Origin of the sequence: Lysinibacillus alkalisoli, assembly GCF_014643595.1 — a bacterium.
Lineage (GTDB): Bacteria > Bacillota > Bacilli > Bacillales_A > Planococcaceae > Metalysinibacillus > Metalysinibacillus alkalisoli.
Window position 1 is genome coordinate 554,168 of the sequence record NZ_BMJT01000001.1, and the last position, 17,170, is coordinate 571,337.

8 protein-coding genes are annotated in these 17,170 nt (G+C 38.3%); all 8 read left to right on the plus strand.

The annotated features are described in order from the left end of the window. The first annotated feature begins 64 nt into the window (after positions 1 to 64). Complete coding sequence (gene addB, locus IEW44_RS02360) at positions 65 to 3,556, plus strand: helicase-exonuclease AddAB subunit AddB (protein WP_188613411.1); 3,492 nt, start codon at positions 65 to 67, stop codon at positions 3,554 to 3,556. Continuing rightward, on the plus strand, positions 3,537 to 7,151 hold the full coding sequence (addA, locus tag IEW44_RS02365; protein ID WP_188613412.1) for a helicase-exonuclease AddAB subunit AddA: 3,615 nt from the start codon (positions 3,537 to 3,539) through the stop codon (positions 7,149 to 7,151). Before addB ends, addA begins: the two co-directional genes overlap by 20 nt. Positions 7,152 to 7,166: 15 nt before the next feature. Further along, entirely contained in the window at positions 7,167 to 8,327 is a 1,161-nt protein-coding gene (locus tag IEW44_RS02370) for a DUF418 domain-containing protein (protein WP_229704133.1), read from the plus strand. 49 nt (positions 8,328 to 8,376) lie between these two features. Continuing rightward, a complete protein-coding gene (locus IEW44_RS02375) occupies positions 8,377 to 9,276 on the plus strand; it encodes a fumarylacetoacetate hydrolase family protein (protein WP_188613413.1) in 900 nt (299 codons plus the stop codon). Between the two features lie 74 nt (positions 9,277 to 9,350). After that, positions 9,351 to 9,716: a YisL family protein gene (locus tag IEW44_RS02380; protein WP_188613414.1), complete on the plus strand. Its 366-nt coding sequence runs from the start codon at positions 9,351 to 9,353 to the stop codon at positions 9,714 to 9,716. 206 nt (positions 9,717 to 9,922) lie between these two features. Next, the gene (locus IEW44_RS02385) at positions 9,923 to 11,365 is read left to right on the plus strand and encodes an alpha-amylase family glycosyl hydrolase (protein ID WP_188613415.1); all 1,443 of its coding nucleotides are present in this window, start codon (positions 9,923 to 9,925) and stop codon (positions 11,363 to 11,365) included. Between the two features lie 145 nt (positions 11,366 to 11,510). Continuing rightward, positions 11,511 to 11,918, plus strand: coding sequence for a hypothetical protein (locus IEW44_RS02390; protein ID WP_188613416.1), 408 nt, complete (start codon positions 11,511 to 11,513; stop codon positions 11,916 to 11,918). A 23-nt stretch (positions 11,919 to 11,941) separates the two neighbouring features. After that, a complete protein-coding gene (locus IEW44_RS02395; RefSeq protein WP_188613417.1) occupies positions 11,942 to 16,834 on the plus strand; it encodes a DUF4132 domain-containing protein in 4,893 nt (1,630 codons plus the stop codon). The last annotated feature ends 336 nt before the right edge of the window (positions 16,835 to 17,170 follow it).

A 17,170-nucleotide genomic window follows, 5' to 3' on the forward strand; every position in this document is an offset into this window, starting at 1 on the left:
GGGAACAACTGATGTTCCCCTCACTTTTTTTGTTACAATAGACAAAAGAGAGGAGGGGGAGAATATGGCATTACACATAATACATGGTCGTGCAGGCTCAGGTAAATCAGCGAAACTACGACAAATGGTGATGCAACAACTACGGGAACAACCTTTAGGTGCACCTATTTTTTATCTTGTACCCGACCAAATGTCTTATGCTACAGAGTATGAGTTAACAAATGCTAAAGGAATCAATGGTTTGATGCGTGCACAAGTATTATCATTTAAACGTTTAGCTTGGTATGTATTGCAACAAACAGCAGGGATTGCACGTGAAGAGGTAAGTGGCTATGGGTATCGCATGTTAATTCGTCAACTATTGACTGAACATAAAGCCGCTTTTTCTTTATTCAGACAGGCAGCAGGTAAGCGAGGTTTTACGACGGAGGTAGAGTCATTATTACAAGAGTTTAGTCGCTATGGTGTGACGTCACAATTGCTTACTCAAATTCAACAGGAGCTTATGGCAACCGATGCCCCCCATACCTTACAAGCAAAAGTGCATGATCTACTCATTGTTGTACAGGCATTAGAGCAAAGATTAGGCACAACCTATGTAGATAGTGAAGGGTTTTACCGTCTGTTGCAAGAGCAATTACCTGAAGCACCTCACATTAAAGATACAACCGTATATATCGATGGCTTTACCGCTTTTACTACGAGAGAATTCCAAGTAGTAGGGCAATTAATGCAACAAGCTAAAGACGTTTATATTGCTTTGCCTTTTGCCAGTATTACAGAGGCTATGGATGAACAATCGTTATTTCATGAGGCGGCATACACTGCTCAAGCATTGATGGATTTTGCTTATGAATATGGTGTTGCTGTAGAGGCACTACAACATTTAACAACGCCATACCGCTATCAAACGAATAATTTACAACATATTGAACAGTCATTTGCTAAAACAAATCATCTCGCACAACTAGATGATGGTTCTGTGCAAATCATGGAGGCAGCTAGTCGCGCAGCGGAAGTACATGCAATAGCAAGAGAAATTGTGCGCCTCACTACAGAGCAACAAATAAGATATAGAGAAATTGCTATCTTATATCGTCAAGCGGAAGTGTATGATCCATTGATTACAACGATTTTTCCGCAATATGATATCCCTGTGTTTACAAACACTAAGAAACCGATGTTGCATTATCCTTTAATTGAGTTCACGCGTTCTGTTTTAGAGGCAATTGATACTAATTGGCAATATGAGGCGGTTTTTAGAGCGATTAAAACGGATTTATTTTTCCCGTTAGCAAGCGATACTACATTGTGGCGAGAACGTGCCGACCGTATGGAGAATTTTTGTTTAGCACACGGTATTTTTGGTGAGCGTTGGTTTGATCAGAGACGCTGGTTTTATAAGAAGTATCGTGGCTTAGAATTCCATACCACACAGCAAAGCGATGAAGAGCAGATGGTGCAACGAGAAATAGAAGCAGTGCGCGACCTTATACGAGAGCCACTGCAAGCCTTACAAACACAACTTAACGGGGCAAAAGTTGGTAAAGATTATGCACAAGCCTTATTTGTCTTTGTTGAACAATTGCAAGTCTATGAAAAATTGCAAGCTATGAAAGAGAAAGAATTGAATCAAGAGGCAATTGAGCTTGCTACTGAGCATGACCAAGCATGGCAACAATGGCTAATGATTTTAGAGCAGTTTGTTCAATTGTTTGGTGAGCAACCATTAACGTTGGATGAGGCGATAGCGTTATTGGATGAAGGGTTAGAAGCATTAACCTTTTCACGTATTCCACCAACACTTGACGAGGTACAAGTGGCCACTGTAGAGCTTGCTCGTTTACCAGATGTTAAGGCAACTTTTGTCATCGGTGTAAATGAAGGTATTTATCCACAAAAGATGAATTATGAAGGCTTGCTGTCTGACCATGAACGAGACTGGATTACGCAAATGGGTTATGAGTTAGCGCCGACATCGACATCACGCTTATTACACGAAAATTATTTAATTTACCAAGCGTTTGCAAGCCCGTCACATTTTTTATATGTAACCTATCCGATTGCAGATGAGGAGAGTAAAGCATTATTACCATCGCTTTATATCAAACGCTTACAGCAAATGATTGCCGCAATTAACATACAGCGGGTTGTAATTGACCCTTCCGAACTAGTAGAGGTGGATGCATTGACTTATATACGTCATCCACGAGCTGCTTTGCGTTATTTAATGCGTCAAATGCAGATGCATAGTGTTTTACCTGCTCCGTGGCAAGCATTGTACGATTATTATAAGCAAGACGATTATTGGCATGTATTAGTGAAGCGTGTAACAAAACCGCTTACTACTAAAAATGAGGCGGAGACACTACGTCCACATATTACAGAAGCATTATATGGCGAAACTTTATTATCAAGTATTTCACGTGTGGAAAAATATTATCGTTGCCCTTTCTCCCACTTTGCCACATATGGTCTTAAATTAGAAGAACGCACAGAATATCGCTTGGAGCATTTTACGATCGGCGATTTATTCCATGAGGTGTTACGTAGAGTAACTTTGCATATTCAACAGCATAATTTACAGTGGAGGCAATTAACAAGAGCTCAGTTAAGTGATATGGCAGAACGAACGATGCAACAAGTAGCACCGTTATTATCGCATGAAATCTTATTATCAAGTTCTCGTATGCGCTATATTGAAGCTAAATTATTACGAGTAATTAAGCGTACTTTATTTGCTCTACAGGCACATGCAAGTGTGTCGGATTTTGCGCCACTTGCGATTGAGGCAGCATTTGGACCGAGAGAGCCTTTACCAGCGTTGACCTTACCTTTAAAAAATGGCAAGGAGATGCATTTACAAGGTCGCATCGACCGTATTGACTATAAAGAAATTAATGGCAAGCCTTATTTGCGTGTTGTGGATTATAAATCATCAAAAAGAGATTTGCGTTTAGAGGAAATTTACCACGGCTTATCCTTGCAAGTGGTCACCTATTTAGATGTAGCGATTCGCAATGCCGATTATTGGCTCCAAGAGGAAGGCTTCCCAGCGGGGATGTTATATGTGCATGTGCAAAATCCATTGCTCCGCTTGCAAGAAGAAGTAGATACGACAATTGTAGAACAAGAGCGATTGAAAGCTTATAAAATGACAGGGTTATTAGTAGACGATATGGATGTGTTAGTCGCAATGGACGAGAATTTAGCAGACTATACAACCTCCTCTGTTGTACCTGTACGCACATCAAAAACACAAGGCATCTCTAAACATTTTTCACGCGTCATTGCACCAAATGATTTACATGATTTGCGCAAATTTGTGGAGAAAAAACATCAATACGCAGGCAATCAAATTATTGCAGGCGATACAGCGATCACTCCATTTGAATTGAATGGTCACACGGGATGTGAATATTGTTCGTTCCGCTCGGTTTGTCAATTTGATGTGACAGATGGCGACCAACATTATCACAAATTAGAATCGCTTCATACAGATGATGTATTACAACGTGTAAGAGAGGAGGACTCAAATGACGACGATACCTATTAAACCAACAGATGCGCAGTGGACAGATGACCAGTGGCAAGCTATTTATACAAGTGGCAGTGATACATTGGTATCTGCTGCTGCTGGTTCAGGTAAGACGGCAGTATTAATTACACGATTAATCGAAAAGATTGTAAAACAACAATGGCATGTGGATGAGTTACTTGTCGTGACGTTTACCAATGCTTCAGCCGCAGAGATGCGTCAACGCTTAATAGATGCCTTGCAAAAAGCATTGGAAGAAGACCCAACCAATCAACACCTTAAACGTCAACAAAGTTTAATAAATAAAGCACAAATTTCGACTTTACACTCTTTTTGTTTAAATATTGTACGGCAGTATGCCTACGTGATTGACATTGATCCTGGATTTAGAATGGCAACAGAATCAGAAGTGGCATTGTTTAAAGATGATGTCTTGGCTCAAGTATTAGAGGAGGCCTATGCAGACCCTACGCTACAAAGTGAAGTTTATCAATTGGTGGATAGTTTTACTTCTGACCGTGATGACCAAGCGATCGAAACGCTCATTGTACAGTTGTATGAGATGTCACGTGTGCATGCACAGCCAAGTCGTTGGTTGGATGAGATTATTGCCTTATATGATGTTGAGGCAACAACAAATATTGATGCGCTATCCTTTATGCCTGTTATTATACAGGCCATTACAAACCAACTTGAAGCGGCTGAGGCATTGAATGCGCAATTTTTAGCCAATAGTCGCTTACCTGCTGGGCCAGCACCTCATGGTAAAACAGCGGATGAAATGGCAGTTGCGATACGTGAGGCTAAAGCTATTGTAGCAAGCGGCAATTTTCATACGATGTATGCGTACTTCTCCCAATTTAAAGCGAGTACGATTGGTAGAGTGACTAAGAAAGATTTGGTGGACGAGGCGTTAAAGGAAAAGGGCGCAGCTTATTATAAAGCAATTAAAAATTGTTTTGACCAAATTAAAACGAATTTCTTTGTGCGCACACCAGAACGTCTATTACAAGAGATGCAAATTATGGTGCCATTGTTAAAAACATTGCAACAACTGACAGAACGCTTTGCCACTGCCTATCAAAAATTGAAAGAAAAAAGAGCTGTCGTTGATTTTTCGGATTTAGAACATTATGCACTTGCTATTTTAACAGAGCAACAAGAAGATGCCTTAATTCCTAGTCAAATTGCAAAAGATTACCAGAGGCAATTTAAAGAAGTGCTAGTGGATGAATATCAAGACGTTAATATTTTACAAGAGACATTACTTCAGCTTATTAAGAGTGGCACAGAACAAGAAGGTAACTTATTTATGGTTGGTGATGTTAAACAAAGTATTTATCGTTTTCGATTGGCAGAGCCACATCTCTTTTTAAGGAAATATCGTACATTTACGCCACAACATGCATTGGGGCAACGTATTGACTTAAATGCCAACTTCCGCAGTAGAAAAGAAGTACTGCATGCGACAAACTTTATCTTCTCGCAAGTGATGTCAGAAGAAGTTGGTGAGATTGCCTATGATGATAAGGCTTCGTTAAAAGTAGGCGCTACGTATGATGACAAAGTAGTGCCAGTTGAACTTGCTCTCATTGAAACGGCAACAGATGAGGCATTAACTTCGGCTGAAGCGGAGGCTCGTTACATCGTCACGCGTATTCAACAGCTAATGGCAAATGAAACAACGGTTTACGATACAAAAACGCAAAGCGAGCGACTCCTTATGTATCGCGATATTGTGATTGTGACACGTTCAATGAGCTGGTCACATGAAATTGTTGAGGCTTTTAAACAGGCAGAGATTCCCTTATATGCAGAAACATCAGGCGGTTATTTTGAAGCACTAGAAGTGATGATTATGTTAAATGTGTTAAAGTGTGTGGACAATCCGTACCAAGATATCGCATTAGCCTCCATACTGCGGGCGCCATTTATTGGTTTAACCGAAAACGAATTGGCAGCAATCCGTCTGGCGCATCGTAAATTGCCATTTTTTGATGCACTACAAGCTTTTATGGCACAAGAACACACAGAAATAGATACATTAACCGCCGAAAAGCTACATCGCTTTTTACAACAATTTAAACAGTGGCGTGATTTATCACGTCGTGGCTCGTTAGCAGACTTAATTTGGCGAATTTATAATGATACACATTATTACGATATGGTAGGCGCGATGGCTAATGGTAAACAGCGCCAAGCTAATTTACGTGCCTTACATGAACGGGCATTGGCTTACGAAAAAACATCATTTAGAGGATTATTCCGTTTTTTACGTTTTGTTGAGCGCATGCGTTTAAGAGGGGATGATTTGTCTTCTGCGCGCGCAATAGGTGCTCAAGAAGATGTGGTGCGCTTAATGACCATTCACTCGTCTAAAGGTTTAGAGTTCCCTGTTGTCTTTGTGAGTGGGCTAGGCAAAAAGTTTAATCAGCAAGATTTTAATGGACATTACTTATTTGACCAACATTATGGCTTAGCTGTTAAAGCGATTGACCCTGTAGAAAGAATTGTATTTGAAGCGCTCCCTTACGTAGCATTGAAAGAGAAAAAGCAACTTGAGTTGCGTGCTGAGGAGATGCGTATCTTATATGTAGCTATGACAAGAGCAAAGGAGCGTTTAATCCTTGTAGGTTCACAAAAAGAAGTAATCAAGAAAGTTACCCAGTGGCAAGTAGACACTAAAGATGGCACTTTGCCTACTTATTTACGAGCGACAGCCAATCATTACTTAGACTGGATTGTCCCCGCTCTATCAAGGCATGAGCAATTTCAATTACAAGAGGGAGAAGATAAGTTAATTAATGCCGATGACTGGCAAGTAGCAATTATTCATGAAGCGACGATTCCAGACAATCAGCAAGAGGAACAAACTATTGTGAATTCGCAAGAGGTAGTAGCAAGTTTTGATGCTATTGTTAATCGTTTTGCCAAGCGTTATTCATATCCACACGCTGTCACTAAACAGACTAAAACTTCTGTGACAGCGCTGAAGAAATTGTCCCAATTAGCAGCAGGGCAAGATGATGGATGGTTATCGTACCAACAAGTAGAGATAGCGCCACCCGAAAGACCAAACTTTATGCAAGAAAAGCAATTAACAGCGATGGAGTTAGGTACAGCAGTGCATACAATCATGCAACACTTACCAATAACGTCAACTTTAACGACAACAAAGGCGGCGAGTGCTTTCATTCAGTCCCTAGTGGAGCGTGAATTGTTGACAATAGCAGAAGCAGGCGCTGTAGATGCCGCTTGGCTTGTACAATTTTATGACAGCACAATTTACGCTTTATGTAAAAAAGCAACAGCGATTTATCGTGAGTTACCTTTTACTTTACGTGTGGTGGATGAACAAGGGGATGCCCAAATCTTACAAGGTATTATGGATGCTGTACTCCAAATGGAAGATGGCTCTTTATATCTCATCGATTATAAATCTGACCGCGTATTGCCTCACTTTAGTGAGCCACAAGCTTTAGTTACAGAGATGACCAAGCGATACGGGGAGCAAATGCGTATTTATGGTGAGGCATTAACTACTATTACGAAGCAAAATATTACCGCTAGTTATATTTATTTAATGCGTGAAGGTTATGCTGTGCAGTTATAAAGAGGAGGAGTTTTAGTGAATAACCAACCCACCTTAATGAACGAACGTAACATCACATTAGATGTGTTACGAGGTTTTAGTTTATTAGGGATTATTTTAGTGAATTTATTGGCATTTAATACCCCATTGCCTAACGTAGACCTTGCCTCATTTTACACCTTGCCAAGTGACATCAAATGGCAACAATTGTTAGATATTTATGTGCAAGGTAGTTTTTATCCTTTATTTGCTATGTTATTTGGTTACGGATTAGCGATGCAATGGCAAAAATCTGTAGCAAGAGATCAACCGTTCTTTAGTACAGGTATACGTCGTATGGTGGGATTACTTATTATTGGTCTACTACATGCCTTCTTAATATGGTGGGGCGATATTTTAATGATGTACGCAGTTTTTGGTACAATCCTCTTATTATTCTTACGTTTGCAACCTGTTTTATTAGTTGTGATGGCATTATTTTTAAATGGTTTACTTCAAATCGGCTTTTTTATTTTAATGCCAAGAACTTCTTTTGAGGAAGGTTATTATTTAGATGTGGTGAGCACACAACAAGCGCTCGGCACGTATGCAACAGGTACGTGGAAAGAAATCTTTGACCAACGTCTGTTAGACTTGGCTGTGCAAAATGATATTACGATGTGGTTTGTAGGATTCTTTACTATTTTGCCCTATATGTTAATTGGTGCTGCAGCAAGTAAATGGCAGTTAATTCAACGGGCAAAACAAGTAAAAGGATTATGGATGGCGTTAGCTGTAATCTGTATACCACTCGGTATATTTTTGAAAAATTTACCGATTTTGCAGGAACGCACATTTTTCTTAGATTATATTAAGACGTATGTTGGTGGCCCGATTACTGCACTTGGTTATGCAGCTATCATTGTATTATTATGTATGAGTCCACTCATTGCTAAAGTCATGAACCCTTTTGCTAAAGTAGGACGCATGTCATTAACCACTTATATTGGGCAATCGATTATTTTATCTGTGCTATTTTATGGGTATGGATTCGGTTGGTATGGTAAGATTGGAGTACAAGCAGGAATCGTCATTGCATTAGCTATTTTTGTAGTGCAAGTAATTATTGCTGAACTTTGGTTGGCGCGCTTTAAGCAAGGACCAATCGAATGGTTATGGCGCAAATTTACATATGGTAAATTGCGTACAAAAGAATAAATACGTTATAATCAAGTATTAGATTGTAAAAAAAAGGAGCGCTAGTGAGATGAAAATTTTATCATTCAAAGTGAATGGGCAAGTCAAATTTGGACCAAAAGTAAAAAGAGAAGAAGCTGTTTGGGACGTGCAAGCTATTCAAGAACAGCTGCAAGTATTACCTTCGTTTGCTTCTACAGTTATTGAAGGTATTGCACAAGGATTTGACTTTGTCGAAAAGATGCGTAAATTAGTTGAGGCAGCAGAAAAATCTGAAAATGCTACACAATTTAAACATAATTTTGACGCCATTGAATGGTTATCACCGATTCCACGCACCCCTAAAAATGTAATGTGTGTTGGTCGTAATTATAAAGACCATGCAGAAGAAATGGGTGGCGAACAAGAACAAGAACTTGTATTATTTACAAAAGCACCAACAGCTATTACAGCGGATGAGGCGACAATTTCCGCACATGCAAATGTTACATCACAACTTGATTATGAAGGCGAATTAGCCGTTGTCATTGGGAAAAAAGGAAAAGACATTCCAAAAAGTATGGCATATGATTATGTATTTGGTTATACGATTGGTAATGACATTACAGCACGTGACTTACAAACAAAGCATAAGCAATTCTTTTTAGGGAAAAGTTTAGAAGGGGCTTGTCCATTAGGCCCTTACCTTGTCACGAAAGATGAAATTCCAAATCCGCATAACTTAACAGTAGTAACAAAGGTAAATGATGAGATTCGTCAAAATGGCTCAACAAAAGATATGTTGCATAAAGTAGAAGACTTAGTCGCTTATATTTCACAGCATGTGACACTCGAGCCAGGCGATATCATTTTAACGGGTACGCCAGCTGGTGTAGGTAAGGGTATGAATCCACCAACATTTTTAAAAAGTGGCGATGTTGTGAAAGTTTCAATTGAAGACATTGGCACATTGGTCAATCGCATTCAATAACTTTCTGTAATATTTGAAAGTACTCATTTACCATGATAGGATAGTTTTGAACTAAAAAAATGAGGTGGGTATTAATGAGTTTTTTAACAGACTCAACGCATTTGCATATTACGACTTGGGTCGTAGCGATTGTGTTATTTTTCATTGCAGCTTTGAGTGCTAAGCCGAATAAAGGTTTACACATGGCATTACGTTTATTTTATATTTTAATCATCATTTCAGGTGTGGCATTATTTATGAAACACCAGACGATTGATCCCATGTTATATGGTATGAAGCTTCTGTTTGGTATCGTAACAGTGGGTATGATGGAAATGGTTTTAGTGAAAAAAGCAAAAGGTAAACCAAATAATATCTTTTGGATTTTATTTGCTGTCGCTTTATTCCTCACATTATTCTTAGGATTTAAACTTCCTATGGGGATTAATTTCTTAGCATAATGAAAAGCTGTCTAACGCATGTTAGACAGTTTTTTTATTTGTCTCATAGTTTAAGATGTTTATGCATAAAAGGCCGAAGAGGGTATGCTTTTTTACTTGTCACGACATTGTCGAAAATAACGAATACATATCTTACAGAAAAGATAGCGGTTGCACAGTGAAATTTGATAAACTGAGTGATGTAATGGATAAGGAGTGGAACGAAGTTGAAAATAAAAAAATGGCTAGGATCAGCAGTGGCAGTGGCAATGTTATCAACTTCTTTACTAGCAATGCCAAGTGAAGCAGCTAAAAAAGAAGATGAACAACCACGTACTATACAAGACGAAAGTATTTATGATTTATTGATTGACCGTTATTTTAATCAATTAAAGAGTAATGACTTTGAGGTAGACTCAACCAATCCAGAAAGCTTTGCTGGTGGTGATTTTGTAGGCTTACAAAATAAATTTAATTATGTATATGATATGGGCTTTAGTATGCTATCAATTGGTGCGATATTCTCAACAGAGAAGTATGACGGCTCAATGCCAACAAGCCATACAACATTAGAGCGTCATTTTGGTACACAAGAAGAGCTAGATGAGCTGATTAAAGCATATAAAAAATATGATATTACCATTATGGCAGACTTCCCATTGAGCCAAGCGAGTAAAAATCATGAATGGGCTAACAATCAAGATTGGATCTTATCAGAAGAGAATGGTGTGATCCAGTGGGATTTGACAAATAAGGATGTTCAAAAAGCGTTACAGGAAGCAGCTGTAGCATTCGTAAAGCAAAACGATTTTGCTGGACTACGCCTCACATATTTAGGAAATGCACCAACTGATTTTCAAAATGATTTAATGCAAGCGATCAAAAAAGAAAAAGATATTTATGTCATTGCTAATGGAGAGAGTGAAGCGGATTATGATGCTACTTTTTCATTAGAAACCGCTGATATTTATCGTGGTGCTTTTCGTAATGTAAATGAAAGTATGGAAAAACTGCCTCAAACAGTGGAGGGAGATAAGCCCTCACAATTAATGATTGATCGTTTTGATACGTCACGATTTACGTTTGATTCAGAAGAAACAAATATGTACCCCATTACACGTATTCGTATGGCACTTGGTGCATTACTTACATTGCCGGGTGTGCCTGTCATTCAATATGGCACAGAAATTGCCATGAACGGTGAAAAAGAGCCTTATACACATGGCATTATGAATTTTAGTGTGGATGATGAACTGCAAAAAAGTATTCGTAACACTTTGCAATTGCGTAATGAGTCACCTACATTACGACATGGGGATGCTAAGCTAATCAAAAGTGAAGATGGCTTATTAGTCTTCACAAAAGAAAGTGAAGATGAGAAATGGGTTATCTTTGTCAATAACACAGATAAAACACAAACAGTAGAGTTCACAACAGAGGAGCTAGGTGAGGGTAAAGAGTTAAAAGGCTTGTTTGAGCGAGATTTAGTGCGCGAAAAAGATGGTGTTTACCGCCTAGTATTAAATCGTGAAATTGTGGAAGTATATCAAGTAATTGATGATGAAGGGTTCAATGTACCATATGCAGTAGCATTAAGTATTGTATATATCGCCTTCATCTCCTTTGTAGTCATTGTGATTCGTCGTTCAAAAAGAAATAAAGTAAAATAATAGCGAGGCTGATACAAAGTGAATTACTTTTGTATCAGTCTTTTTTAGTGCTAAAGTCATTTTTATGGCAATAATCCGATAATTGTTAGTGCGAACGCATATTCTCATGTATAATTTATTCAGAATAAAAAAGAGGTGAATTTTATTGCGTATTTATGCAAAAGTAAAATCAATAGGTAAACGCAAGCCAACATTGTCATTACAGCCTTTTGACGTGCAGCAACCCCAAAGTCTCCGCCAACTTTTAACAGAGATTGTGCAACAAAATGTGCGCACATTTAACGAAGAAAAACCATTTACTACTTACTTACTGCAAGAGCAAATACAAGATGCCTATGAACATGGCAAAGTAGGATTTAATCATATGTATAATGATGCTAAACAGTCCGAAGAACAAGCGATTACAGAAGCCATTCTTGCTTTTGAAGATGGGATTTATAAAGTTTTACATAATGAAACAGCAGTAACAACACTTGATGACGCATTACATGTACAAGAAGATGATACGTTTACATTTATTAAATTAACGATGTTATCAGGGCGTTTATGGTAATCAAAAAACAAGGAGCTGGTCAGATGAAAGAAGCATTAGCGCAGTTATTAACAAAGATGGAAGCAAAGTATAAGGAAAATGGCGAGGTATATCATTATAATAATGCCAAGAAATTTGAAAAGATTTTAACAGATTATAATGTTACAACAGTAGATGACTTATTTGAAGGTGGGCTAACAGACATCCTTACAGATATGTATTCCGCTTCTTTTGCAGCAGAATTAAAAACATACTGCACAGAACAATTAACGATGAATTACACAGAAGGACCTTATCGTCGTTCTTTTCATAGCTCCAACATTTCAGATCATGCGACATCAATTTTAAGTTTACTTCTTGCAGGTAGTCTCAATGAAACAGCAGATGTCTTAACGATTATTCGCAAAGGTTACGATACGTATTATAATGGCATGGTTTATATGTATGGTAATAAGCAACGTGAGCGTTTAGCTACGTCAGAATTTGTTAATGCTAAATTTACGCACTTATTAAAAGTGGGCGATGAAGAAGCTATGGCTTATGTAGAAGAAGCTATTTTTGGTGAGAATAATACCGCGATATTATCTCATACTGTAATACGTAGTATTATCGCTAGTGATAACCGCAAAGCTATTGAGTGGCTAGGCCAATTATTATTAGCTGCACAACGTCAAGAAGGGATACGTCAAGCTATTTTAGAGAGTGCAGATCGAGGCACTGTCACCACATTAGTTTATTTTATGGACTTAATCAAAGCTCATGATTTAATGCGTTTTTCGGCAGTACAACGAGCTGTATCCACATGGACAGGATTAGGTTACTATGTAGAGGATAAAAAAATCATTCAAAAAGTATTGGATTTATCTTTTGATATTTTAGCACACGGTGCAGATGTGGAGCCATTATTACAATCTCAAGACGCTATTATGAATTATGCGGCATTATGGTCGATTGCTACGCGAGATGTGGAAGAAATTTCAACTGTACTCGCTCGTTTAATACAAGGTGAAAAACATCAAATTTTAGCTACCTTGTACTTTATTTCGATGCTCGATAAAAAGTCTGTGATGCAAGCTACTATTTTACAAGTAATTATGGCGCATGATGACTTAGATATTTTGACAATGGCTATGCAACATCTATTTCCTATTTCAACTTCATATACATTTTATAATCATATTTATGAGAACAAGCAAACAAAGAAAATAGCAGGGCATTATCGTTACTTGTTGGACTATCCTACATCACTATTACCACGTCTAGAAGAAATCGCTACTCTATTTACTAAGCCAACGCATGAGCTGTATGGTAAGCCTTTCCCGTGGATTGATTATGAGTTAGAACGTGCTTATGTATCAAGTGGCGCTATGTTATTAGCGCAAATTTGGGGAGATCAAGAGTATTTACTTAAACTCTATGACGAGCGTGCCACGCTAACAGCTACCCAACGTGAAAATTTATTAGGTATTTTTGTAGAAATCGAAGACATGCCCCAAGCAAATGAGTTTTTAGTCGAGTGTTTGCAAGACCGTGGTACACGCGAGTTAGCTTTAAATTTAGTGAAATATAAAAAGACCTCATTAACAAATGAACAAATCCAAGCCGTAGAGCAACTGTTATATTTAAAGTCGGGTGCTACAAGGCAAGCTATTCTAAACATTTTAAAGACCCAACCTGTAACGCAAATTTGTGAGAGTGCAGAGCGTTTAGTTAAAGATGGCAAACAAGATATTCGCCTCGGTGGATTAAGTTTGCTCATTGAAATGAAGAAAGGTAAAAAAGTTAGCCTAACACAAATGCAAGAGATTATCACGCATATTGCCAAGCCTACAGAAAAAGAACAAGAACTCATTGACGTTATTGTAGATGATACCTCTCAAAAAACATTGGCAAGTGGTTTTGGTATTTTTGAACCTAACTATGACCGTAGTGGTATTAAAGCGTTGCCACCTGTTGTAGACCAAGCCATGTATCAATTAACGTCTTATCCATATGAGGCGCTGCAAGATAAGATTATGCAGTTAATTCCGCTCATTCAAGAGCGCGAAAATATAGAGTATGAGGCACAAGACTGGTATAAAAATCCTATTACTGTGCTATTTGCTAATCGCTATAGTATTTTACATGGCAAAGAAGGCGAGCGTATTGAGAATTATCCTTTTGCAGATGTATGGTTGCAATGGAAAGACGATGTGCAATTAACAGCCATGGATTGTTTGATGGTTGTACTGTTTACGAGACAAGGTCGCGTTTGGGGGCATGGTTTAAAGAAAGAGGTAAAAAATCGCTTAGCGAATATGATTAACTTTGATCATATTAATACCTTTAATGAGTGGTTTACTCGTTTGCCTCATAGTGAGAAGGTGGACAAAATCATTCGCTTACTCTATAACACTGAGTTTGAAACGGAACAAGACCAAACCATCCCATTTAATGCTATGTATAATGCAATGGTAGAGTATATAGCTACAGTGCCAGAGGAAGAGTGGTTTGCTCGTGTTAATACAGGCAATTCATGGGACGAATATGATTATGGTCGCTTCCCATTATTTCAGGAGTTATTATCGGTTTGCCGTCGCCATGTTGTGACAAATGAGCATTTTACAAGAATGTTTAGCATTTACCGTGTCCTAACAGAAAAAAGTGAAGCTTATGCTAGACAAAAAGGGCGAGCAATTACTCATTACCCTATTCGCCATGCAAGTGATGCGGATGTAGCGCATGCACATGAGCTAGGTTTAGTACCAATTGACGCTTGCTATTTGCACCTATTTGACCCTGAAAATCCACGTTATAATTCGTCGGATTTATTCCGTTATGATGAGCGCAAAAATCTAGTGGAACGCTATCCGTTTTTACAAGAAGTGTATGATACAACCGTGGCGAGAATAGCTGAGATTGAGCTGAGCCGAGGCGAATTAAAAACAGAAGTGAGTCACCTTGCCAATAGCCATATTTATTTACAAGGTGTCGATTATTTTGCCCGTCTTTTACATGTATTAAAAGGATTGAAATTAGTCCGTGGTTATATGTGGGCAGGAGATTATACCAAGCGAGAAGTATTTTCTAAAATGTTAGAAAATGCCTCACCACTTGAAGGTGAAACAGTTGAGGATTTAAAATTAGCATTAAAACCTTATAAAATTACAGAAGAAGAATTACTTAATGCCATGATGTATACGCCGAAATATATTCCTTTAGTAAGTGAGTATTTAGGGTGGAATGGGTTGGAAAGTGCGGCATGGTATTTTAGAGCACATACAACAGATGCATTATCAGAGGAAAGCATTAGTCAAATTCAATTGTATACAAATATTACAGCTAATGAGTTCCGAGATGGTGTATTTGCGCGTGAATGGTTGCTTGAAGTTTATCAAGCATTAGGCAAGCGTCGCTTTGAAAAGTTATATGAGAGTGCAAAATATGCTTCGGAAGGGTCTAATCACCGCCGAGCGCAATTATTTTCAGATGCTGCATTAGGCAAACTGAAACTAAAGCCTTTAATGGAAGAAGTCGCAGATAAACGTAATAAAGATAAGTTGCGCTGTATTGGGTTGATTCCGTTAAGTAAGCGTATTCCATTAAAAGATGCGTATAAACGTTATCAATTTATTCAAAACTTTTTAAAAGAGAGCAAACAATTTGGAGCGCAGCGCCGTGAGAGTGAAAAGTTAGCTAGCCAAGTGGCGGTTGAAAACTTAGCACGCAACTTAGGAGACGATGTGACACGTTTTATGTGGCGCATGGAAATATTTGAGTTGAATACGATTTTGCAATACTTTGAACCAATTAAAATTGATGATATTACACTTCATTTGGAGGCTAATGATAAAGGGATTGTCGATTATGTGGTCCATAAAGAGGATAAACGTTTGAAAACAGTGCCAAGTCGCTTAAAGAAACATGCCAAAGTAGTGGAGATCACAGCCATACGTAAAGCATTGCGAGAGCAACAAAAACGTTCACGTAAATCGTTTGAAGAAGCTATGGAGAAGGGTACTGTATTTAGCTTTGGTGAAATGAAAGCCTTGTTAGAGCACCCTGTATTAGCGCCAATGCTGAGTAAATTGTATATCGTAGCTGAGCAACAAGTAGGACTGCTTACAAAATTAACGCTAGCAGATGATGCTGAAGTACGTATCGCACATCCTTACGATTTATATGCTTCTAGTAAATGGGCTGCCATTCAACATGAGGTATTTACAGAAAAAATAGTACAGCCGTTTAAACAAGTGTTCCGTGAATTATACGTCGTAAATGAGGATGAAAGAGATCGTATAAAATCAGCTCGTTATGCAGGGCATCAAATTCAGCCACAAAAGACGGTAGCCTTATTAAAAAATCGTGGCTGGTTAGTGAGCTACGATGAAGGGTTGCGTAAAGTATATTATAACGAGGATATTGTAGTAACGATGTATGCTATGGCGGACTGGTTCTCCCCAGCAGATATTGAGGCACCAACGTTAGAGTATGTGATGTTTTATAATCGTCGCACAGGTAAACCAATTACATTACAAGAAGTACCACCATTAATTTTCTCTGAGGCAATGAGAGATATCGACTTAGTAGTGAGTGTGGCACATGTTGGCGGAGTAGACCCAGAAGCGAGCTACTCCACTATAGAGACAAGAGCCGCTATTGTGCGTGAGTTAACAGTAATGCTTAACTTGCCACATATTTCAGTGGAGAAGCAACATGTCTTGATTGAAGGCTCGTTAGCCCAGTATAGTATTAATTTAGGAAGTGGCACAGTGCATAAAGTAGGTGGAGCGATGATGCCTATTTTAGCGGTACAGTCTCAACATCGCGGACGCATCTTCTTACCATTTGCAGATGAAGACCCTCGAACAGCAGAGATTATGTCTAAAATTGTAATGCTAAGTGAGGATAATACAATCAAAGACCCGAGTATTTTGCAGATGATTCGTTATTCGTAAATGAATAGGAAAAAGAGGCTAGGTTACATCCTGCCTCTTTTTTGTTTTGCATTTGTAGTTTGAGCGTAGCGAAAATGTGGTCTTTTTTTCTTAATAAGATGAACAAATAGTAGCTTATATTAGTGCTAAGAAGAAACTATTCTCTATACATATAATCCTAATATTTACCTTTAATTCATATATCTTAACGTATATAATGCATTAAACTATATGCAAAAGTATTTTCGCTATTTTAACTAATTTAGGCAGAAGTCGCCCATCCTCTATAGTTGGGTGATGAATGCCGTTCGGTATGAGGGGTACCTTTGGTAACTCGAAAACCGACAATTAATGCAA

Excerpts from the sequence above, each read along its gene's own strand:
- addA (WP_188613412.1), top strand. The coding sequence starts at position 3,537 with ATGACGACGATACCTATTAAACCAACAGATGCGCAGTGGACAGATGAC.
- addB (WP_188613411.1), top strand. The coding sequence starts at position 65 with ATGGCATTACACATAATACATGGTCGTGCAGGCTCAGGTAAATCAGCG.
- IEW44_RS02375 (WP_188613413.1), top strand. The coding sequence starts at position 8,377 with ATGAAAATTTTATCATTCAAAGTGAATGGGCAAGTCAAATTTGGACCA.
- IEW44_RS02395 (WP_188613417.1), top strand. The coding sequence starts at position 11,942 with ATGAAAGAAGCATTAGCGCAGTTATTAACAAAGATGGAAGCAAAGTAT.
- IEW44_RS02380 (WP_188613414.1), top strand. The coding sequence starts at position 9,351 with ATGAGTTTTTTAACAGACTCAACGCATTTGCATATTACGACTTGGGTC.